The following is a 20,001-nucleotide window of genomic DNA, read 5'->3' on the forward strand; positions in this document are numbered from 1 at the left end:
TCCTCCGGACGCTAGCGCGTCTGGACGACCCGAACCTTCTGGCCGTCGGCCACGAACGACTGGCCCACCGTGATCACGTTGACCGTGCCGGAGAGGCCGCTCACCCACATGCCCTGCGCGGTCTCTTCCTGGACCGTCACAGGCGCGAACGCGACGCGGCCGTCGGGCAGCACATGGCGCACCCCCTGACGACCCGCCGAGTCCAGCACCAGCGTCGACACCGGCACCAGGTGCGAAGACCCGGCGCCCGAGGCGACGCGCAACTCGGCCGAAAGGCCCGCGCGGACGATCATCTGGCCGTTCGGGACCGCTACCTCGACGCGGTAGGTCCGCGTCTGGGGGTCGGCGTCGCGCGAAACATAGCGCACCTTGCCGCTCAGCATCTGGCCCGACACCAGCTTGGCGGTCGCGGGGGCGCCCACGCGCAGGTTCGCGGCCTGCGTCTCGGGCACGTCGCCCACCACCAGCAACGGGTTCAGCTCGATCAGTGTGCCGCAGGGCTGGCCGGGCGAAAGATAGGTCCCGACCTCGGCGTCACGCTTGTCCAACACGCCGGCGAACGGCGCACGGATCTCCACCTGGCGCAGGGCGATCTCGGCGGCCCGCACCTGGGCGGTGGCGGCGTCGAGGTTGGCCTGGGCTTCCAGCACCTGGGTCTCGGAACGGTAGCCCTTTTCCGCGAGGTCGGCGGCAGCCTTGCGCTGGAGTTGCCGCGACTTCAGCACGGCGCGCGCCTGATCCAGGCTGGCCTGGCGGGCGTCGACGGCGAGGCGGCACAGCACCTGGCCCTGCCGTACGAAGCTGCCTTCGGCGGCGGGAACCGCGGCCACCACGCCGGCGGTTTCGGAGCGCACCACGACGCTGCGCGCCGCCTCGGTGCGGCCCCGCATCACCACCTGCACGTCGCGCAACGTGGGCGGAGTCAGCTTGACCTGCACGCTGGGGGGACCGGCCGCGGCGGCCGACGGCGGCGCCTTGGCGTTGGCCGCCTTGTTGCGACCGAACAGCGAGTTGATCCCGAAGAACAGGAGCAGCACGCCGGCGATGGCCAGGATCACGACGTACTGTGACTTCAAACGCATAGAGCCGTATCCCCAGTCTCAGCAGAGTGCGCCGTGGCCCCCACCACACGCAGGCGCCGTCTGATCGCGGCCTGTCCTGCTTTTGATGCCGCCGTTATGTCAGCGCAAATGAAATTGCGGTCACACGACGACCCGGGTCTAATACGCCATCGCGAGCCTGGATTGCACTGTGACGCGGGAACGCGTTGCGCGCGAACCCATCCTCGCAGCCGTCTTACGCGGCAAACGAACCGTCCGCCAGTGGACCCGAGAACGGACCCGACAGCCTTGCGATACCTGCACACCATGGTCCGCGTGACCGACCTCGACGCTTCCCTCGCGTTCTACTGTGACAAGCTGGGGCTTAAGGAAGTCTCCCGCGTGGAGAACGAGGCCGGCCGCTTCACCCTGGTCTTCCTCTGCGCGCCGGGCGATGAACCGGCGGCCCGCGAGAACAGGGCCCCCACGGTGGAGCTCACCTACAACTGGGATCCCGAGGTCTATTCCGGCGGCCGCAACTTCGGCCATCTGGCCTACGCGGTGGACGATATCTACGCCGTCTGCCAGCGCCTGAAGGACGGCGGCGTGATCATCAACCGTCCGCCCCGCGACGGCCGCATGGCCTTCATCCGCTCGCCCGACAACATCTCGGTCGAGTTGCTCCAGGCCGGCCAGGCGTTGCCGCCAGCGGAACCCTGGGCCTCGATGCCGAACGTGGGGAGCTGGTAGCCGGGCTTGTGAGTCGGCCTTGCGCCGGGAGGCTCGCCGCCGTCGCCGAGTAGCCAGGGGCGGCTCTCCAAGGGCGAAGCGCAGCTTGCGTCCGGCAGACGCACTGATACTGCTTGCACGGTGCAATCAGTAAGCGGGACGGCCGGCCGATGCTCCAGCTCTATGGACACCCCTTCGCAGCCTTCACCTGGAAGGCGCTGATCGCGCTCTACGAGCGCCAGGTTCCGTTCGAGTTCCGGATGCTGGACCCCGACCATCCCGAGAACGGCGCCTTTGTCGCCCAGGCCTCGCCGACAGGGCAGTTCCCGGTCCTGGTCGATGGGAACCGCACGGTCATCGAATCGGCGGCGATCATCGAGTACCTCGACCTGCACCATGGCGCGGCGCCGCCGATGGTCCCCGCCGATCCTCGCACCGCCATCGAGGCGCGACAGATGGACGGGGTGTTCGACGACTATGTGATGATCCTGCTGCAGCGGGCCGTCTCGTCGGTCCTGCGCGAGGAGGCGCGGCGCGACCCCTACATCGAGGACGAGGTAAAGGCGGGGCTGGACCGGAGCTACGCCTGGCTCGAGCGGTGGATGACCGGGCGAACCTGGGCGGCGAACGAGACCTTCGGCATCGCCGACTGCGCCGCGGCGCCGGCGCTGTTCTACGCCCACTGGGCGTTTCCGATCCCCGAATCGCATGTGGCGCTGCGGGCCTATCGCGCCCGGCTGCTCGCCCGGCCCTCGATCGCCCGCGTCATCGACGAGGCGCGGCCCTGGCGCGAGAACTTCCCGCTCCAGGGGCGGGGATCCCCCGACTGAGGGGACAGGGCTGTGATGTGAGGGAAATCTCGGTGGCTCCCCGAGCAGGACTCGAACCTGCGACAAGCCGGTTAACAGCCGGCTGCTCTACCAACTGAGCTATCGGGGATCACACCGAGGGCGGGCGTATACGCCGGGTCGCTGGGTCGTGCAAGCGTCGTAGAAAAGGTGTCGCAGGAACGGCCCCGCGCCCCTCGGCAGAGGGCTGAAAAAAGAGCCCGGCGCGGACGCCGGGCTGATCAAAGTCGGTGATGGTGGGGTGTCTTCAAAGAAGACGCCTTCAGACTCGGCTGTGGTGGTTAAGTCGGGGTTAACCGCGAAGCTCTGCAGGGAACTTCTGGGAAAGGTCACGGTGAAGCTTGCGCCGGCGGCGTCGCGGCCGCTTTGCCGCGAGGGCCTTTACGACGGTCGCCAATCGGTCGAAACCGGGGCGCAAGTCTTTGAGAAGAGGGACGATGCGCATCCATTTCACCGGCATCGCGGGCGCGGGCATGGCCGCGGCGGCGCTGATGATGCGCGAGGCCGGACACGCGATCACCGGGTCGGACGAGGGCGCGTTCCCGCCGATGTCGACCTACGTCGAGGGGCTGGGGTTTCCGGTCACCTGGCGGTTCGACGCCGCGAATCTGCCCATCGAGCTCGACCTGCTGGTGCTGGGCGCCAGCGCCAAGCTGGGCGGCGATCAGAACGTCGAGGTCCAGGCCGCCCGCGCGCGCGGCGTGCGGGTGACCACCTTCCCGGAGCTGGTGGGGGAGGCGACCGGCCTTCGCCGCAACACCGTGGTGGCGGGCTCGTTCGGCAAGTCGACCTGCACCGCGCTGATGTCCCACGTCCTGCGCGCCAACGGCGTCGACGCGGGCTGGATGATCGGCGCCATCTCGCCGTCACTGCCCGACACCGGCCATTGGGGTTCGGCGGCCGAGGTGGTGCTGGAGGGCGACGAGTACATCGTGGGCCCGAACGACCGGCGCTCGAAGTTCGTGCTGTACCATCCGCGCGACGTGCTGCTGACCTCGCTGATCCACGACCACGTCAACGTCTTCCCGACCTTCGAGGACTATGTGAAGCCGTTCGGCGAGCTCATGCGCCTCTTGCCGGCCGAGGGCCTGCTGGTGGCGCGCGAGCACCCGGCCATCCGCGCCATCGCGGGCGAGGCCGCCGCGCGCATCGTCTGGTACGACACCGCCCCCTGCGACGGCTGGTATCCCGAGGGGATCGTCTACGGCGAGACCACGCGGTTCACCCTGGCGGGGCCGGCCGGACGGCGGGTGGCCCTGGCGACCACGCTGCTGGGCGAGCACAACGTCGAGAACATCGTGGGCGTCGGCGCCTACCTGCTCGAGCGCGGCCTGGTGGACGAGGCGGGGCTGGCCCGCGCGGTCGAGAGCTTCGCCGGCATCCGGCGGCGCCTGGACCGGCTGACCAAGGTCTCGGCCGTGCCGGTGATCGAGGGCTTCGGCTCATCGTACGAGAAGGCCCGCTCGGCCATCGAGGCCATGCTGCTGCACTATCCGCACCGGCCGCTGACGGTGGTGTTCGAGCCGCACACCTTCTCCTGGCGCAACCGCGACGCGCTGCCCTGGTACGACACCGTGTTCGAAGGGGTGGCCCGTGTGCTGATCATCCCGCCGCCGCACCACGGCGAGCAGAGCCATCAGCAGTCGGGCTTCGACGAGATCCTGGACCGGGTGGCGAAGGCGGGCGTTCCTGTCGAAGGCGTCGAGACCGCCGAGGCCGCCACCGCCGCCCTCAGCCGGCTGACGGGCGACGAGGTGGTCCTGCTGCTGTCCTCCGGCCCCTTGCTGGGCCTGCCCGACAGCCTGCCGCCGGTGTTCGACGCGCTTTACGGACGGCGGGAAGCGGCGGCCTAGGGCTCGGGGCGCAGCGCGTAGATCTGGGCTGTGATGCTCGTTGTGCCCATGTCCACCTCGATCGCGACGCGCTCGTACTCGTCGCCCTCGAAGGCATCCAGCCGCGCCCACTGCGCTGGAAGGTCGTCGGAGATGAAGACCTGGACGCGAACCTCGGGTCCGAGTGGGTCAGGGGTTAGGCCGGGATAGCCCTGCGCCGCACCCCAGCCGCTCTCGACCAGCCGGCCGCGCACGACGCCCGGCTGCCATTCGCCCGACAAGCCGGCGAGCTGGTCCGCATTGGACTGGCCCGGCGCCAGCGATCCGTAGACCGCCAGGCGCCGGAGGTGGTCGTCAGCGCGAGGCGTTGTGGTGGGCGGGGACGGGTTGGACATACTCGGTCTTGGACGCCTTCTCGGCTTCGTTCATCGCCTTGAAGACCGGGTCGGCGCGCTTGGGGCCCAGGTAGCCGAACAGATAGGCGCCCACCTTGCGCATCTGGATCTCCTCCGAGCCCTCGGTGATCCGGTAGCGGCGGTGGTGGCGGAAGATGTGCTCGAAGGGCTTGTGGCGCGAATAGCCGATGCCGCCGTGCACCTGCATGGCCCGGTCGGCGGCCTCGCAGACCAGCCGGTTGGCCCAGTAGTTACACATCGAGACCTTGTCCGAGATCGTCTTCTCGATCTCCTTGTGCTCCATCCGGTCCATCTGCCAGGCCGTCTTGCGGATCAGGAGGCGCAGCATCTCGCACTGGGTCTGCAGCTCGATCAGCGGCCACTGGATCGCCTGGTTCTCGGCCAGGGGCTTGCCGAACGGCTTGCGGGTGCGGGCGTACATGACGCTCTCGTTGATGCAGAACTGCGCCGCGCCCAGGCTCGAGGCCGCTTGCCGGATGCGGTTCTGGTGCACGAACGACTGGCCGATGCCCAGGCCGCGGTCGATCTGGCCCCAGTAGCTGTCCTCGGGGATCCACACGTTGGTGAAGCTCACCCGCGGGTGGTCGGTCGGCATGTTGAAGGTCCACATGTACTCTTCGACCTTCACCCCGGGCGTGTCGGCCGGGACGATGAAGCAGGTGATGCCCGTGGCGTCCCCGTCCTTGCCGGAAGTCCGAGCAAAAACCATGACATGCGTGGCGACGTGCATACCCGTCGTCCACATTTTTTCACCGTTGATCAGCCAGCCGGGCTGACCGTCCTTTTCGTGCGGGACGGCGCGGGTCTCCATCCAGGTGGCGTCCGAACCATGGTTGGGTTCGGTGAGGCCGAAGCCCGTGCGCATGCCGCCGTTCAGCAGCTTGTCGGCGTCGCGCTCGTACTGGGCGTTGGTGGCGAACTCCTTGAACATCAGCACGAAGGGGTTGTTGCCGACGATCGAGTGCTCGGTCTGCAGATCGTTGAAGAGGCCCAGGCCCTTGGCCGCCAGGTGTTCGCGGATGATGGCCATGGCCAGCTGGCTGCCGCCCTTGCCGCCCATCTCCTTGGGCCAGGCGAAGCGCAGGTGCCCGGCCTCGTCGGCCAGCTTGCGCGCCTTGGCCAGCAGCTGCTCCCACTCGGGGCGGGGCAGGCCGTCGTTGTCCCAGTCGGTGCGGGCGTGCTCGCGGCGATGGTCGAAGAACCGGTCGTTATCGTCCGCGTGCTGCAGCGGCATGATCACGTCGTCGATGAACCGGTCCAGCTCGTCCAGGTAGTCCTGGATGTCCTGCGGAATGTCGAAATCCATGGCCGTTCTCCCAAGCGTCGTCGCACATTCTCTTGGGCGGCCTTGACGTAGGGGACCGGTTTACAACGGCCCGGCAAGCCCGCCAGATCGGACCCAGTCTAGACCAGCCGAGAGGTTCCGCCGGGTCATGGAAGTTGATGTTCGAGCGGGCCTCCAGAAGCTCGCCGCGAGACTGGGAGGCCAGGGCGCCACGCTGACCGAGGCCCAGCGCCTGTCGGGCGGCGCCAGCATGGAGACCTGGGCGTTCGGGTTCGAGGGCAAGGACGGACCCGAGCGCCTGATCCTGCGCCGCCGCGCGACGGCGTTCGACGAGGAGACCGCGCGGTCGGTCAGCCTGGCCACCGAGGCGGCTCTGATCCGCGCGACGGGGGCCAACGGCGCCCGCGTGCCGACCGTGCGCCACCTGTGCGACGCCGAGGACGGGCTGGGCGAGGCCTATGTCATGGTCCGCGTGGATGGCGAGACGCTGGGTCGCAAGATCACCTCGGACGCCCGCTTCGACGGCGTGCGCCCGGCGCTGGCGCGGCAGTGCGGCGAGTCGCTGGTCGCCATCCACAAGACCACGCCGCCGGCGGGGCTGAAGCTGAAGGCCGTCAACGGCAGCGAGGAACTGGACCGCTACGAGGAGGTCTATCGCGCGACCGGCGCCGAGCGACCCATCCTGGAGCTGGCGTTCCAGTACCTGCGCCGCCACGTGCCCGACCCGGTCGAGCCGGTGCTGCTGCACGGCGACTTCCGGAACGGCAACATCATGTTCGATCCCGAGAAGGGCGTCGCCGCGATCCTGGACTGGGAGCTGGCGCACCTGGGCGACCCGGCCGAGGACATGGGCTGGATCTGCACCAATTCGTGGCGCTTCGGGCGGCCCGACCGGCCGGTGGGCGGGTTCGGCGAGTATGCCGACCTGCTGGCCGGCTACGCGTCGGCGGGCGGGCAGGCGATCGACCTGCCGCGGGTGCGGTTCTGGCAGATGCTGGGGTCGCTGCGCTGGGGCGTGATGTGCCTGACCATGTACCTGTCGTGGCGCGACGGCGTGACCAAGTCGGTCGAGCGCCCGATGATCGGCCGCCGCGTTTCGGAAACCGAGGCCGACCTGGTCGTCTTGCTGGAGGAAGGCCTGTGATCTCGCACCCGAGAACCGAGGAACTCGCCGAGTCCGTCCGCCTGTGGATCGACGAGATCCGCCCGACCCTGGACCCGCGCAACGCGTTCCTGGCCCGTGTGGCCGCCAACGCCATGGCCACGATCGCCCGCGAACTGACGCTGGGCCCCGCCGCCGACGCCGAGGCCGTGGCGCGGATGAGCGAGGTGCTGGGGCATGGCGGGACCTACGACGAGCTCAACACGGAGCTCTGCGCGCGCATCCACTCGGGCGAGCTCACGACCGAGAGCCCGGGGCTGATGCTGGCCCTGCAGGTGATGGCCAAGAACCAACTCGCCATCGACCAGCCGAGCTACAAGCCGGAGGGGACGGCGCCGTCCCAGAAGTGATCGTCACGGCCGGACTTGTCCCGGCCAGATGTCCGATTTTTACAAGCCGGGACCCGCCCAGTCCCCGTATTCCCAGGCCCTGGAGTAGCTTCAGGACTGGAACACGACATGCACATCCTGCCTCTTTCGCTGCGTCCGCTGGCGAACATCGCGTCCGCTGCCGCTGCGATGAGCGTCATCGCTCTCGCATCTCCGGCGCTCGCCGCCGTGTCCATGACCACGGGCGCAGGCTCGGCCGTCTCGCAGGTCGACGCCTCGGCGGCCTTCGAGTCGGTCGCCGCGCTCAACGGCAATCCGTATCTGGAAGGCGGCCTCTCGTTCACGCGGACGGGCCTGAGCTTCGACAACAATGGCTGCAGCTACGCCGGATGCGGCGGCAGCGCGGGGTTCACCGGGTTCTCCGGAAACTACATGTACGGCGCGGGCAGCGGCTACTTCGAGATTCGAAGGGCTGATGGCGGCGTCCTGAGCGGGCTTGAGTTCATTCTCGGAAGCGGGCTCCCGCAGGCCCTGGCCAGCGTGTCCTGGACGGCCTTCCTGCAAGGCGCTGTCGTTGGGAGCGGCTCGGCCTACCTGCCCGCCGGCACAGTGCTGGGCTTCAGCGGCGGCGGCTTCGACACCTTCCGCTACACCGACATCGCCACCAACAACGGGTTGCCCAACGTGCCGGCGTTCGACTCGGTGAACGCTCAGTTCCAGAGCGCCGCGGCGGTTCCCGAACCTGGGACCTGGGCGGTGATGATCCTGGGCCTTGGCCTGACCGGAGTCGCGATGCGCCGCCGGAGTCGCCCGACGCTGGCCCTTATGGGGTGATCGCGCCTGTCGAGGCGCGACGGGGGTGACCCAGTCGGTCGAGCGCCCGACGCTCGACCCTAGGAACGCGTTCCTTGCCGGCGTCGCCGCCAACGCCGTGGCCACCATCGCCCGCGAGCTGACCCTGGGCCCCGCCGCCGACGCCGAGGCCGTGGCGCGGATGAGCGACGTGCTGGGGCATGGCGGGACCTACGAGGCGCTCAACACGGAGCTCTGCGCGCGCATCCGCTCGGGCGAGCTCACGACCGAGAGCCCGGGGCTGATGCTGGCCCTGCAGGTGATGGCCAAGAACCAACTCGCCATCGACCAGCCGAGCTACAAGCCGGAGGGCTCGATGAGCGGGACCTAGACCGCCCCGAACAGGCGCGTGAAACGGTCGACGGTCTCCTGCCAGCCGGCCTGCACCAGGGTCAGGAGCCGCTCCCGTGCGAACTCTTCGGACATGCCGGGGGGAATGACGACGTCGAGAATGATCAGCGTTCCGTCGTCGATCGGCTCGAACGTCACCGTCACTTGCGGCGCCTCGTCCAGGCGATCCGGCGCGATGAGCGGCCAACCGTCCACGGCGCCCCACGCGAAGACCAGCTTCCGGTCTGTGACGATCTCCCGGTAGATGCCGCCAGTGACGTAACGGGTCTCGGCGTCGTGAACCATCATCTGGCGCCACGCTCCGCCGACGCGCAGGTCGACCACGATCGGCTCGTCCGGGCGCGGCATCCGCTCGTTGAAGAACCAGCCCAGTTCGGCCGGCCGGGTCCAGGCGGCGAAAGCCTTGGCGGGCGTCGTGCGGATCCGCCACTCGAGGCGGAAGCGGGTGGGACCGGTCGCTGCGTCGCTCACGCGCCGTCGCCTTCCAGCTGTCGTTGCAGGTTGCCCAGGCGCGAGGCGAAGAAGTTGCGGTAGGGAGCCATCCATTCATCGGCGGCCGCGAGCGCCTCGGCGTTCAGATGGCAAGTGCGCCACTGCGCCGAGCGCGACTTCCGCACGAGGTTCGCACGCTCCAGCACCTGTAGGTGCCGCGAGATGGTGGTCAGGGCAAGATCGTGCGGTGCGGCGAGTTCGGACACGGTCGCATCGCCATCCGCAAGCCGAGCCAGAATGGCGCGACGGGTGGGGTCGGCCAGGGCGGCGAATGTCCGACTGAGATCGTCGGCGGAGTCACTTATTTGCATAGTTGCGCAAATATGTCGGCAACCTCGCATCGTCAAGCGCATTCGTGTAGTTGCGCAATCACGCAAATACGCTAATGGAGTCGCGTCGGGCGTCGGGCCCGGGATGACGAGGCGACGCGAATGAGAAGGCGAGTGGCCCTGAGCGGCATGGTGTTGGCGACGCTGTGGGTGGGGCAGGCTGCCGCCCAGCCCTATCCCGGGAGGGCGGCGATCACTCAGTATCGGATGACGACGGAGCTAGAGGTCGCAATGGCCCGTAGCGCGGCGCCGCCCTCCGTGGCCGACAAGGCGAGCGTGATGGTGCTGGGCGAGCGCGGCTACGAGACAGCCGTCGCAGGCGCCAACGGCTTCGTCTGCATGGTGCAGCGGGCCTGGGCGAACGACCTCGACAACAGCGACTTCTGGAACCCCAAGGTCCGCGGGCCGATCTGTTTCAACGCCGCGGCAGCGGAAACAGTGCTGCCGGCTTACCTGAGGCGCACGGAGTGGGTGCTGGCGGGTCTCACGCGGGACGAGATCGCCCGTCGCATCGAAGCAGGACCGGCAGCATCGGCGCCCGCGGTGGGGGCTATGTGCTTCATGATGTCGAAACTGGGCTACCTGGGCGACGACTCCGGCGGACCGTGGCGCCCGCACCTCATGTACTTCCTCCCCCCGACCGAGGCGGAGACTTGGGGCGCGAACCTGCCGGGATCGCCGGTCTTCGGCGGAGTGGGTGGTCCACTCCGGGAACGGCTGACGGTTTTCATCACGCCTGTCGCGCGGTGGTCCGACGGCTCGATCGACGAGACGTTAGGCAGCGCGGGGCATCGCCACGACGGCTTGGCGTCGTGATCATCGGCCAACCTTCGTCACGTGGCGGCCCTCTCTGTGCCAAGGGGCGGGACGCTGCGACGGCGCGACGGTGGGCTCCGTTGCTCCGGAGCGCAGCGACCTGACGACGCTGCGATAGAGGTGGGTCGGGAAGTCGCTCATGCCGCCTCCAGCACCCGGATGATCTCGCTCTCGCGCTCGTTCCAGAGGATGGCGACGCGGGCGGCGCGGTCGGCCTGGGCGCCGAGGGCGGCTTCCACTTCCGGTTCGTGGCGGCGGCGGTCCGACAGGCGCAGCAGGGTGCATTCGCCGCCCTGGTCGACCGTGACGTCGTGGAACCGGAGCACGGCGTCGACGACGGCGCTGGACAGCGGGGCCGGGCGCGGATCCTCGATCGGGCGGACGATGCGGGGCTTGAAGCGACGGTAGGAAGCCATCTGATTAACTCCTTGCGGGGTTTCGATGGTTCTGGTTTTGTCTGTCCCATACGACAAAATCGGACGTAGGTTTTCCATGCGACACGAAAAAGGCGCCCGGCTTCTCGAGCTGGCGCGGCTGATGGCGGCCAGCGCCGAGGGCGTGACGCTGGACGAGATCACCGAGCGCATGAGCGTGGGACGACGCACGGCCGAACGCATGCGCGATGCGGTGCGCGATCTCTTCCCCGCGATGGAGGAGGTGGAGGAGGGGATCAGCAAGCGCTTCCGGATCCCCGGCGGCCTGGACGGACTGTTCCAGGTTCCGACGGCCGAGGAGATGACGGCGCTGTCGGCCGCAGCCGAGATGATGGACCGCCAGGGCTCGGGCGCGCGGGCGGCGGCCCTGCGCTCGCTGGAGCAGAAGGTGTTGTCCGCGACGCGGGCGGCGGCGCGGCGCAGGCTGGCGCCCGACCTGGAGGCGCTACTGCAGGCCGAGGCGGTGGCGGTGCAGGCCGGTCCGCGGCCGTTCGAGGACGACCGCGTGCTGGCGGCCGTGCGTGAGGCGCTGAAGTCGCTGTCGACGATCCGGTTCCGCTACGAGGGCGGATCGCAGCCGGGCCGAACCCGGGAAGTCACGCCCTACGGCATCCTGTTCGGCCGCTCGAACTATCTGGTGGCCGAGGAGTGGGGCGCCGGGACGGGCCCCCGCAACTGGCGCCTCGACCGCATCCAGGACGTGGAGATCACCGGCCGCGCGGGCGGCAAGCCCGAGTCGTTCTCGCTGCAGGCCTATGCCGACGAGAGCTTCGGCATCTATCAGGACGACACGCACGACGTCGTGCTGCGCATCCTGCCGCATGGGGCGGACGATGCGCGCCGGTGGCGTTTCCATGCGCGGCAGAAGCTGGAGGAGCAGGCCGACGGCGGCGTGATCGTGCGCTTCCGATCCAGCGGCATGCGCGAACTGGCCTGGCACCTGTTCACTTGGCAGGACAAGGCCCAGGTGATCGAGCCGCAGGCGCTGAAGGACATGATGGCCGCGGAACTGGAGATCGCCACGCGCACCCACGTCCGATTCTGACGTATCCCCCCGCAAAGGTCTCCTCACCAACGGAGACACGCCATGACCACGCTCGACTACGCCGCCCTGTACGAAGCCAACTACCGCCCCTCGCGCCGGCTGAAGCGCCTGGTCGCCCGCGTCCTGTGGGTGGGCCTGCTGATCGTGCGTCCGACTCTGGCGCTCGACGTGCTCGCGGAACGCCGGTCCGCCATGGGAGGGTGACGCGGTGGCGTCTTGCGGGGCCCGAGCAGGATCCTGAGGATCTTGCTCAGTCTTGTTTTACCTGGAGCATTTTCTACGCCGAACCGGCCTCCACTTCGGCGGAAAATGCTCTAGCGTCCCGGCCAATGACGCCATCGAGAGTTCCCAGCCCATGCGCCTTGCCGCCCTCGCGACCGCTGTCGCCGGAGTCCTGTTGATGGGAGCCGCCGCTCCCGACGACGATCCCTACACCTGGATGGAGGAGATCGAGGGCGCCCGGGCGCTCGACTGGGCCAAGGCCGAGAATGCGCGGTCGCTGCCGCAGCTGCAGAACGATCCGCGCTATGCCGGCCTCTATGCCGACGCCCTGAAGATCGCCACCGCCAAGGACCGCATCCCGGGCGTGATGTTCGCCGGCGACGGCAGTCTCTGGGACTACTGGCAGGACGCCGAGCATGTGCGCGGCGTCTGGCGCAAGACCAGCGTGGAGAGCTACCGGTCGGGCAATCCCGATTGGAAGACCGTCCTCGACATGGACGCCCTGGCGAAGGCCGAGAGCGCCAACTGGGTCTGGAAGGGCGGCGACTGCCTGCGGCCGGACGACCGGCTCTGCCTGGTCAGTCTGTCGAACGGCGGCAAGGACGCCGTCGAGGTCCGCGAGTTCGACACGACCACGGGCAAGTTTGTCGACGGCGGCTTCCGGCTGCCGGAGAACAAGCATCGGTTCGACTGGATCGACAAGGACACGATCCTGCTGGTCACCGAGTGGAACAAGGGCGACCTCACCACCTCGGGCTATCCGTTCATCGCCAAGCTCTTGAAGCGCGGCCAGCCGCTTTCGCAGGCCAAGCAGGTCTTCGCGGGCCAGAAGACCGACGGCGGCTATGGCGTGCAGTCGATCGTGCTGCGCGACGCCGCCGGCGAGGTGCAGGCGGTGGTGATCCAGCGGCCGTTGGATACCTTCAACGCCGAATACTACCTGCTGGTCGGCGACCGGCCCCTGAAGCTCGACCTGCCCAAGAAGTCCTCGGTGCAGGGCTACCTCGACGGCCGCGTGATCGTGAGCCTGGAAGAGGACTGGGCCGCCAAGGGCATGAAGGAGGGCGACCTCGTCGATTTCGACCTGGCCGCGCTGAAGGCCAGGCCCGGCGACTTGAAGCCCAGCCTGGTGCTGCGCCCGACCCTGAGCCAGAGCGTGGAGCAGGTGGCGACCACCAAGGGCCGGCTGGTCATCGCGCTGCTGGACAATGTGAAGGGCCAGGTCCTGAGCTATCGCCGCAACGGCGACGCCTGGACGTCCGAAACCCTGGATCTGCCGAAGGATTCCACGATCACGATCGCCTCGGCGTCCGACGCCGACGACCGGCTGATCCTCAGCGTCTCGAGCTACCTGACGCCCAGCAGCCAGTGGCTGGCCGACGCGAGCGGCGGCAAGCCTGCGCAGCTGCGCACGCTGCCGGCGAGGTTCGACGCCTCGAAGTTCGTGACCGAGCAGCACTGGGCCACGTCGAAGGACGGCACCAAGGTCCCGTACTTCGTGGTCCGCGGTAAGGACGTGAAGTTCGACGGGAGCAATCCGACGCTGCTCTACGCCTACGGCGGCTTCCTGGTGAGCCAGACGCCGGCCTATGCGGCGACCGTCGGCAAGCTGTGGCTGGAGAAGGGCGGCGTCTATGTCGTCGCCAACATCCGCGGCGGCGGCGAGTTTGGTCCGCGCTGGCACAACGCCGGCCTTAAGCTGAAGCGCATGGCCGTCTACGAGGACTTCTTCGCCGTCTCGGAAGATCTGATTGCGCGCAAGATCACAAACCCGAAGAAGCTGGGGATCATGGGCGGCTCGAACGGCGGCCTGCTGATGGGCGTGGCCCTGACCAAGCGGCCCGAGCTGTACAACGCGGTGGTCATCCAGGTGCCGCTGTTCGACATGATCGGCTACGACCACATCGGCGCGGGCTCGTCCTGGATCGGCGAATACGGCGACCCGAAGGCGCCGGAAGAGCGCGCCATGCTGATGAGCTATTCGCCCTATCAGAACCTGGCTCGGGGCAAGCCGTATCCGCGCGTGTTCATCGAGACGTCCACCAAGGACGACCGGGTGCACCCGGCCCATGCGCGCAAGGCAGCCGCGCGCCTGAAGGAGTACGGCTACGATTACCTCTACTATGAGAACATCGACGGCGGTCACGCGGCCGCCGCGAACCTCAACGAGCGGGCTGTGCGCCAGGCGCTGGAGTACACCTACCTGATGCAGCAGCTGATGGACTGACGGACAGGGCGCGCGGCGATTGAGCCGCGCGCCCGCCAACGCTAAGCCTAGGCGATGTTCTGCGAGATCCCCGACCTGCTGACGCCCGCCGAGGTGGCCGAGCTGCGGGGGCTGGCGGCCCGGCTGCGGTTCGTCGACGGCCGCGTCACCAACCCCGACAGCCAGGTGAAGAACAACCTGCAGGGCGACCTGGGCGACCCGTTCCACGACCAGGCCTCGAAAATCCTGCGCGGCGCGCTGAGCCGGCATCCGACGTTCGTGGCGTTCGCGTTCCCGAAGCTGATGGCGCCTCCCGCGCTGTCGCTCTACCGACCGGGCATGAACTATGGCGCCCACGCCGACGCCGCGTTCCTGCCGATCAGCGCGCGGCCGATCCGGGCGGACCTGTCGTGCACCGTCTTCCTGACCGAACCCGATCACTATGACGGCGGCGAGCTTTCGGTGCGGCTGGGCACCCGCGAAGTCGACTTCAAGCCCGCGCCGGGCGCCGCGGTGGTCTATCCCTCGACGACGATCCACCAGGTGCGGCCCGTGACCCGCGGCGAGCGGCTGTGCGGCATCACCTTCATCGAGAGCAGCATCGTCGACCGCACGGGCCGCGAGCTGCTGTTCGAGCTGAACGAGGTCCTCGCTGAGGAGGGCGACAAGCTGAGCTGGGACGCCCGCACCCGCCTGTCGCACGTGGCCACCTCGCTGCATCGGCAGTGGGGCGACGCCGGATAGCGCGCACCCTGCATAGCGACCTAGTTCTCTCCGGTGGCCTTTGCCTCACCGGCCAGCCGGACCAGCTGCACGAACTCGGCGCGCTCGCCGTAGGGATCGGCGCCGCGGCTGGACTGGGCGAGCGAGAGGATGTCGTTCCAGGCGAAGGCGTCCGAAACCCGCGGGTCGCGCTTCAACTTCTGGCCGAAGCCCGCCACCGCCACGGCCCATTGGGTCGGCTCGGGCGCGGCGCGCAGGGTGGGCGACAGCTGGGCCTGGGTGATCGGGCGTTGGATCAGATGGGATTTCGCCTGGCCCGGCAGCTTGTAGCGGATCTTGAGGAAGGCGAGTTCGCCACCGCCGCTCGTCGCCGGCGTGGCGCGGTCATAGCGGAGCGGATCGGACGAGCCCGTCGCGCCGGCCGGCGTGATCTCGTACAGGGCCGTGACCGAGGCGCCCGCGCCGACCTCGCCCGCATCGACCTGGTCGTTGTTGAAGTCCTCGCGGTTCAGGAGGCGCGTCTCGTAGCCGATCAGCCGGTACTCGCTGACCTGGGCGGGATTGAACTCGATCTGGATTTTCACGTCGTCGGCGATGGGGAACAGCGACTTGGTGAAGTCGGTCCGGAACAGCTTGCGCGCCTCCTGCAGGCTGTCGACGTAGGCGGCGGTCCCGTTCCCGTTCTGCGCCAGGGCCTGCATCATCGTGTCGTTGTAGTTGCCGCGGCCGTAGCCGTAGACCGACAGGTAGACGCCGCTCTTGCGCTGGTCGGAGACGAAGTCCTTCAGTTTCGCGGGATCGGCGACGCCCACATTGAAGTCGCCATCGGTGACCAGGATCACGCGGTTCACCGCCTTCGGGTCGTAGTTCTGCTTGGCCAGCGCATAGGCTAGGCCCAGGCCCTGGCCGCCGGCGGTGGAGCCGCCCGCGTGCAGGGCGCCCAGCGCGCAGCGCATCTTCAGCTTTTGGCGGCCATCGGTCGGCGCCAGCACGGCGCCGGCCGATCCGGCATAGGCGACCATCGCGACGCGATCCTGCGGCCGCAGCTGTTCGATCAGCAGCGACAGCGACTTCTGCGCCAGGGGCAGGCGGTCTGGGCCCATCATCGAGCCCGAGGTGTCGATCAGGAACACCAGGTTCAGCGGCGGCGCCTCGGCGCGGGGCACGTCGAAGCCCTGGATGCCGACGTGGAGGATCTGGCGCCCGCCGGACCAGGGCGACGGAGCCAGCGCCACGTACGAACTGAACGGGGTCGTGCGGTCCTCGGGGCGCGCGTAGCCGTAGTCGAAGTAGTTGACCAGCTCCTCGACCCGCACGGCGTCGCTGGGCGGCCGCTGGCCGTCCTGCAGGAAGCGCCGGACGTTCGAATAGGCGGCGGTGTCCACGTCGACCGAGAACGTCGAGACGGGGTCTTCGGCGACGCGCTTGATGGGGTTCGCCTGCGCGTTCGGATAGCGCTCGGTGTCCATCGGCTGCGACGGGTAGGCCTGATAGGCCTGGGTGGCGACGCGCCGGGGTTCGGCGCGGACTTTGCGGTCGATGCGGGCCCCCGTGACCACCATTTCCGAGATCTCGGCTTTGGAGCGATCGGCAGACCTGCGCTCGATCGATGGCGCGGGCAGAGGTGGGACTGACGGCAGGGGCGTCACCATCGCGGGCGGGGGCGGCGCGGGGTAGGGCGCTTGGACCGCCGCAACGCCGCCGAAGTGGCGCGGCGCGATGTAACTGTCGGCCGTGGGTTGGACCTGGAAACCCAGGGCGGCGCACGCCTCGGGGCTGGGGCCGCCGCTCATGGCGAGCTCGGTCTGAGCGCCGACGGGCGCTCCGGCCTGAGCCGTCAGCAGGGTCAGCAAAGCAACACGCAGGCGATGGGCCATTGGAACCTCCGATTTCGGCGCCTCTGACCACCACTACGCAGCCGGCGGGAAATCGGGGTTAGAGCGCCGGAGCCTGCCGACGTTCACGAACGCGCCCCTGCTTCACCCATAGTCTGAACGTCATGGCCGGCCTTGTGCCGGCCACCCAGACACGCAGGCGTTTCAAGGCTGTTTGCGGCAGCGCCCCTGCGAACCTGGAGTCCTCGGTGCTTCTGGGTGGCCGGCACAAGGCCGGCCATGACGTTCAGGATGGAGGGGCGCCGGCCCTTTGGCCGCGAATGACGACCGGTCTATCGCACGAAGCTGGCGCCGTTGATGTCGAGGACCGCGCCGGTCATCGAGGCCGGCGCCTCGAGCGCCAGGTAAGCCGCCGCGTTGGCCACCTCGGACGGATCGGCCACCCGGCCCAGCGGGATGTCGGCCAGCAGCTTGTCGCCCCCGCGGCTGGCCAGATAGTCCTCGGCCATGCCGGTCATCGTGAAGCCGGGGCAGACGGCGAAGGCGAGGATGCCCTCGGCCGCGTAGCCGCGGGCGATCGACTTGGTCATGCCCACCATGCCGGCCTTGGAGGCCGCGTAGTGCCAGTGGGCCGGGCTATCGCCGCGATAGGCCGCGCGGCTGGCGATGTTGACGATGCGGCCGCCGGCCCCCTGTCCAGCCTTGGCGCGCTCGCGCCAGTGCAGGATGGCCGCGCGGCAGAGGTCGGCGCTGGCCTGCAGGTTGATCTGCATCGTGCGGCCCCAGCCGGCCTGCCAGTCCTCGAGCGAGGCGTCGACGGCGACGGGCTCGAAGACGCCTGCGTTGTTGATCAGCACGTCGATGCGGCCGTCCAGTCGGTCCAGCGCCGCCGCCCAGAGGCGCGCCGCGGCGGCGGGATCGGAGAGGTCGGCGCCGATGACGTCGGCCGCGTCGGCGCGGCCGTGCCCCACGACGCGCGCGCGTCCCTGCAGGCTGTCGAGGATCGCGGCGCCGATGCCGCGCGTGGAGCCGGTGACCAGAACATGAGGGAGAGCGTTCGCCATGGCTTGCGTTAAGGTGCGGGCCCAAGCGGTTCAAGTCCGAGGAGCTTCCGGATGACCTTGTACCTCGCAGCCCTGCTCATCGGCGTGATCGCGGGTCTTCGGGCGGTGACCGCGCCCGCGGCCGTCTGCTGGGCGGCCTCCATGGGCATTCTGCGCCTGACCGGTACGCCGCTGGCGGTGCTGGGCACGGCGATCCCGCTCTGGATCGCCACGATCGCGGCCGTATTCGAGCTGATCTCGGACAAGCTGCCCATGACCCCCAGCCGCAAGGTTCCGGTCCAGTTCGGCGCGCGCCTTCTGATGGGTGGACTGTCGGGCGCGGCCATCGGCGCGTCGGGCGGCGCGCTGGCGATCGGCGCGGCGCTGGGCGTACTGGGCGCGGTCGGCGGGACCTTCGGCGGCGCGGCGGCCCGTGGTCGGCTGGCGGCGATGTTCGGCCGTGACCTGCCGGCGGCCCTGATCGAGGACCTGACGGCCGTAGGCGGCGCGGCCCTCATCGTCTTCGTGCTGCTGTGAAGACCTTCGATGCCATCGTGATCGGCGCGGGGCAGGCGGGCCCGGCTCTGGCCGGACGGCTGAGCGCGGCGGGGCAGACTGTCGCCATCATCGAGCGCAAGCACCTGGGCGGGACCTGCGTGAACACCGGCTGCATGCCCACCAAGGCGCTGGTGGCCAGCGCCAGGGCCGCCCAGGTGGCGCGTCGCGCGGCGGACTACGGCGTTGTCCTGCCGGGGCCGGTCGGCGTGGACATGGCCAGGGTCCGCGCCCGCGCCCACAAAGTGACGATGGACGCGCGCCACGGCCTGGAGGCCTGGGTGGGCGGCATGAAGGGCTGCGAGCTGATCCGCGGCCAGGCCCGTTTCGTGGGCCCGCACGAGATCGAGGTGAACGGCCAGCGCCTGACCGCGCCGCAGATCTTCATCAACGTCGGCGGCCGCGCCGTGGTCCCCGACATGCCGGGCGTCCACGACGTCACGACCCTGAACAACACCACGATCCTTGAGCTGGAGACCGTCCCGCGCCACCTGGTGGTCGTGGGCGGCAGCTACATCGGCCTGGAGTTCGCCCAGATGCACCGCCGCTTCGGCGCGCAGGTGACGGTGGTGGAGAAGGGCCCGAGACTGGTGTCCCGCGAGGACCCCGAGGTCTCGGACGCCATCCGCGCGATCTTGGAAGGCGAGGGGATCACAGTGCGCACCGACGCGGCCTGCATCAGCTTCAAGCCGCATGCGGACGGCGTGGAAGTGGGCGTCGACTGCACGTCCGGCGAGCCGTCGGTGGCGGGCAGCCATGTCCTGCTGGCCGTGGGCCGGCGGCCCAACACCGACGACCTGGGCCTGGAGGCGGCGGGCCTCGCCGCCGATGCGCGCGGCTACATCCAGGTGGACGACGAGCTGCGCACAAGCGTCGAGGGCGTCTGGGCCCTGGGCGACTGCAACGGCAAGGGGGCCTTCACCCACACCTCGTGGAACGACTTCGAGATCGTGGCCGCCAACCTGCTGGACGGCGATCCGCGCCGGGTGTCGGACCGCATCGACACCTACGCCCTCTACATCGACCCGCCGCTGGGCCGCTGCGGCATGACCGAGACCGCCGCCCGCGCCGCCGGCCACAACATCCGCATCGGCAAGCGCCCGATGACCCGCGTCGGCCGCGCCGTGGAGAAGGGCGAGACGCAGGGCTTCATGAAGGTGGTCGTCGACGCCGACACCGACGCGATCCTGGGCGCCGCGATCCTGGGCGTCGAAGGCGACGAGGCGATCCACGCGATCCTCGACACCATGGCGGCCAAGCAGCCCTACACCACCCTGCAGCGCACGATGCACATCCACCCGACGGTCTCGGAGCTGATCCCGACGGTGCTGGGGGACCTGGCCTGACGGGCGACGCAGGCGGTCCTTTTCGATTTCCACGAATGCAGACGAGTGAACATGAATGGGCTCGGGCTATTCGTGCCTGTTCGTGTTCATTCGTGGTTCCATTCCTACGGC

Annotated in this window: 22 protein-coding genes and 1 tRNA gene; 14 read left to right on the forward strand and 9 right to left on the reverse strand. The window is 69.1% G+C overall.

All coding sequences use genetic code 11. The annotated features are described in order from the left end of the window. Window positions 1–11: 11 nt before the first annotated feature. Window positions 12–1,082 (reverse strand): efflux RND transporter periplasmic adaptor subunit, encoded by a 1,071-nt coding sequence (locus tag ACQ66R_RS23020; RefSeq protein WP_430425920.1) that lies wholly within the window; start codon window positions 1,080–1,082, stop codon window positions 12–14. 267 nt (window positions 1,083–1,349) lie between these two features. Here ACQ66R_RS23020 and ACQ66R_RS23025 point away from each other — a divergent pair, with 267 nt between their 5' ends. After that, the gene (locus ACQ66R_RS23025) at window positions 1,350–1,790 is read left to right on the forward strand and encodes a VOC family protein (protein WP_430425921.1); all 441 of its coding nucleotides are present in this window, start codon (window positions 1,350–1,352) and stop codon (window positions 1,788–1,790) included. Window positions 1,791–1,939: 149 nt separating this feature from the next. Next, on the forward strand, window positions 1,940–2,599 hold the full coding sequence (locus tag ACQ66R_RS23030) for a glutathione S-transferase family protein (RefSeq protein WP_430425923.1): 660 nt from the start codon (window positions 1,940–1,942) through the stop codon (window positions 2,597–2,599). 33 nt (window positions 2,600–2,632) lie between these two features. On the opposite strand, the gene ACQ66R_RS23035 is transcribed toward ACQ66R_RS23030, so the two are convergent. Continuing rightward, window positions 2,633–2,708, reverse strand: a tRNA-Asn gene (locus tag ACQ66R_RS23035). Window positions 2,709–3,054: 346 nt separating this feature from the next. Here ACQ66R_RS23035 and ACQ66R_RS23040 point away from each other — a divergent pair. After that, entirely contained in the window at window positions 3,055–4,470 is a 1,416-nt protein-coding gene (locus ACQ66R_RS23040; RefSeq protein WP_430425925.1) for a Mur ligase family protein, read from the forward strand. On the opposite strand, the gene ACQ66R_RS23045 is transcribed toward ACQ66R_RS23040, so the two are convergent. Together ACQ66R_RS23045 and ACQ66R_RS23050 are read right to left on the reverse strand one after the other, a co-directional pair. Next, on the reverse strand, window positions 4,467–4,844 hold the full coding sequence (locus tag ACQ66R_RS23045; RefSeq protein ID WP_430425927.1) for a gamma-glutamylcyclotransferase family protein: 378 nt from the start codon (window positions 4,842–4,844) through the stop codon (window positions 4,467–4,469). The genes ACQ66R_RS23040 and ACQ66R_RS23045 overlap by 4 nt on opposite strands. Further along, window positions 4,804–6,171 carry an acyl-CoA dehydrogenase family protein gene (locus tag ACQ66R_RS23050; RefSeq protein ID WP_430425929.1) on the reverse strand — a complete coding sequence of 456 codons (1,368 nt, stop codon included), beginning with the start codon at window positions 6,169–6,171 and terminating at the stop codon, window positions 4,804–4,806. Before ACQ66R_RS23050 ends, ACQ66R_RS23045 begins: the two co-directional genes overlap by 41 nt. A gap of 127 nt (window positions 6,172–6,298) precedes the next feature. On the opposite strand from ACQ66R_RS23050, the gene ACQ66R_RS23055 reads away from it, so the two are divergent. The 4 genes from ACQ66R_RS23055 to ACQ66R_RS23070 all read left to right on the forward strand — a co-directional run bounded on the left by ACQ66R_RS23055 (window position 6,299) and on the right by ACQ66R_RS23070 (window position 8,824). After that, window positions 6,299–7,294: a phosphotransferase family protein gene (locus ACQ66R_RS23055; RefSeq protein ID WP_430425931.1), complete on the forward strand. Its 996-nt coding sequence runs from the start codon at window positions 6,299–6,301 to the stop codon at window positions 7,292–7,294. Further along, window positions 7,291–7,662 (forward strand): DUF6285 domain-containing protein, encoded by a 372-nt coding sequence (locus ACQ66R_RS23060; protein WP_430425933.1) that lies wholly within the window; start codon window positions 7,291–7,293, stop codon window positions 7,660–7,662. Before ACQ66R_RS23055 ends, ACQ66R_RS23060 begins: the two co-directional genes overlap by 4 nt. Before the next feature lie 108 nt (window positions 7,663–7,770). After that, window positions 7,771–8,475, forward strand: a complete 705-nt coding sequence (locus tag ACQ66R_RS23065) for a PEPxxWA-CTERM sorting domain-containing protein (protein ID WP_430425935.1) — start codon at window positions 7,771–7,773, stop codon at window positions 8,473–8,475. Between the two features lie 25 nt (window positions 8,476–8,500). Further along, window positions 8,501–8,824, forward strand: a complete 324-nt coding sequence (locus ACQ66R_RS23070) for a DUF6285 domain-containing protein (RefSeq protein ID WP_430425937.1) — start codon at window positions 8,501–8,503, stop codon at window positions 8,822–8,824. On the opposite strand, the gene ACQ66R_RS23075 is transcribed toward ACQ66R_RS23070, so the two are convergent. After that, window positions 8,821–9,315: an SRPBCC family protein gene (locus tag ACQ66R_RS23075; protein WP_430425939.1), complete on the reverse strand. Its 495-nt coding sequence runs from the start codon at window positions 9,313–9,315 to the stop codon at window positions 8,821–8,823. The two genes, ACQ66R_RS23070 and ACQ66R_RS23075, sit on opposite strands and share 4 nt — an antisense overlap. Further along, window positions 9,312–9,689, reverse strand: coding sequence for an ArsR/SmtB family transcription factor (locus tag ACQ66R_RS23080; RefSeq protein WP_430425941.1), 378 nt, complete (start codon window positions 9,687–9,689; stop codon window positions 9,312–9,314). Before ACQ66R_RS23080 ends, ACQ66R_RS23075 begins: the two co-directional genes overlap by 4 nt. Before the next feature lie 90 nt (window positions 9,690–9,779). Between ACQ66R_RS23080 and ACQ66R_RS23085 the strand changes: the two genes are divergently transcribed. Next, window positions 9,780–10,481 (forward strand): hypothetical protein, encoded by a 702-nt coding sequence (locus tag ACQ66R_RS23085; protein WP_430425943.1) that lies wholly within the window; start codon window positions 9,780–9,782, stop codon window positions 10,479–10,481. 137 nt (window positions 10,482–10,618) lie between these two features. Here the strand turns inward: ACQ66R_RS23085 and ACQ66R_RS23090 are convergent, their stop codons facing one another. Next, window positions 10,619–10,897 carry a hypothetical protein gene (locus tag ACQ66R_RS23090; protein ID WP_430425945.1) on the reverse strand — a complete coding sequence of 93 codons (279 nt, stop codon included), beginning with the start codon at window positions 10,895–10,897 and terminating at the stop codon, window positions 10,619–10,621. A 76-nt stretch (window positions 10,898–10,973) separates the two neighbouring features. Between ACQ66R_RS23090 and ACQ66R_RS23095 the strand changes: the two genes are divergently transcribed. The 4 genes from ACQ66R_RS23095 (at window position 10,974) to ACQ66R_RS23110 (ending at window position 15,132) form a co-directional block, all read left to right on the forward strand. After that, on the forward strand, window positions 10,974–11,960 hold the full coding sequence (locus ACQ66R_RS23095) for a helix-turn-helix transcriptional regulator (protein ID WP_430425947.1): 987 nt from the start codon (window positions 10,974–10,976) through the stop codon (window positions 11,958–11,960). A 42-nt stretch (window positions 11,961–12,002) separates the two neighbouring features. After that, complete coding sequence (locus ACQ66R_RS23100) at window positions 12,003–12,164, forward strand: hypothetical protein (protein WP_430425949.1); 162 nt, start codon at window positions 12,003–12,005, stop codon at window positions 12,162–12,164. 196 nt (window positions 12,165–12,360) lie between these two features. Further along, window positions 12,361–14,409: a prolyl oligopeptidase family serine peptidase gene (locus ACQ66R_RS23105; protein WP_430425951.1), complete on the forward strand. Its 2,049-nt coding sequence runs from the start codon at window positions 12,361–12,363 to the stop codon at window positions 14,407–14,409. A gap of 54 nt (window positions 14,410–14,463) precedes the next feature. Beyond that, window positions 14,464–15,132 (forward strand): Fe2+-dependent dioxygenase, encoded by a 669-nt coding sequence (locus tag ACQ66R_RS23110; RefSeq protein WP_430425953.1) that lies wholly within the window; start codon window positions 14,464–14,466, stop codon window positions 15,130–15,132. A 20-nt stretch (window positions 15,133–15,152) separates the two neighbouring features. On the opposite strand, the gene ACQ66R_RS23115 is transcribed toward ACQ66R_RS23110, so the two are convergent. After that, window positions 15,153–16,988: a vWA domain-containing protein gene (locus ACQ66R_RS23115; protein WP_430425955.1), complete on the reverse strand. Its 1,836-nt coding sequence runs from the start codon at window positions 16,986–16,988 to the stop codon at window positions 15,153–15,155. A 290-nt stretch (window positions 16,989–17,278) separates the two neighbouring features. Beyond that, the gene (locus ACQ66R_RS23120; protein ID WP_430425957.1) at window positions 17,279–18,010 is read right to left on the reverse strand and encodes an SDR family NAD(P)-dependent oxidoreductase; all 732 of its coding nucleotides are present in this window, start codon (window positions 18,008–18,010) and stop codon (window positions 17,279–17,281) included. 51 nt (window positions 18,011–18,061) lie between these two features. On the opposite strand from ACQ66R_RS23120, the gene ACQ66R_RS23125 reads away from it, so the two are divergent. Further along, complete coding sequence (locus tag ACQ66R_RS23125; protein ID WP_430425959.1) at window positions 18,062–18,526, forward strand: DUF4126 domain-containing protein; 465 nt, start codon at window positions 18,062–18,064, stop codon at window positions 18,524–18,526. Next, window positions 18,523–19,890 (forward strand): FAD-containing oxidoreductase, encoded by a 1,368-nt coding sequence (locus ACQ66R_RS23130; protein ID WP_430425961.1) that lies wholly within the window; start codon window positions 18,523–18,525, stop codon window positions 19,888–19,890. The genes ACQ66R_RS23125 and ACQ66R_RS23130 overlap by 4 nt, the downstream gene beginning before the upstream one ends. The last annotated feature ends 111 nt before the right edge of the window (window positions 19,891–20,001 follow it).

The organism is Phenylobacterium sp. (assembly GCF_965284355.1).
In the GTDB taxonomy this organism is placed as follows: Bacteria; Pseudomonadota; Alphaproteobacteria; order Caulobacterales; family Caulobacteraceae; genus Phenylobacterium.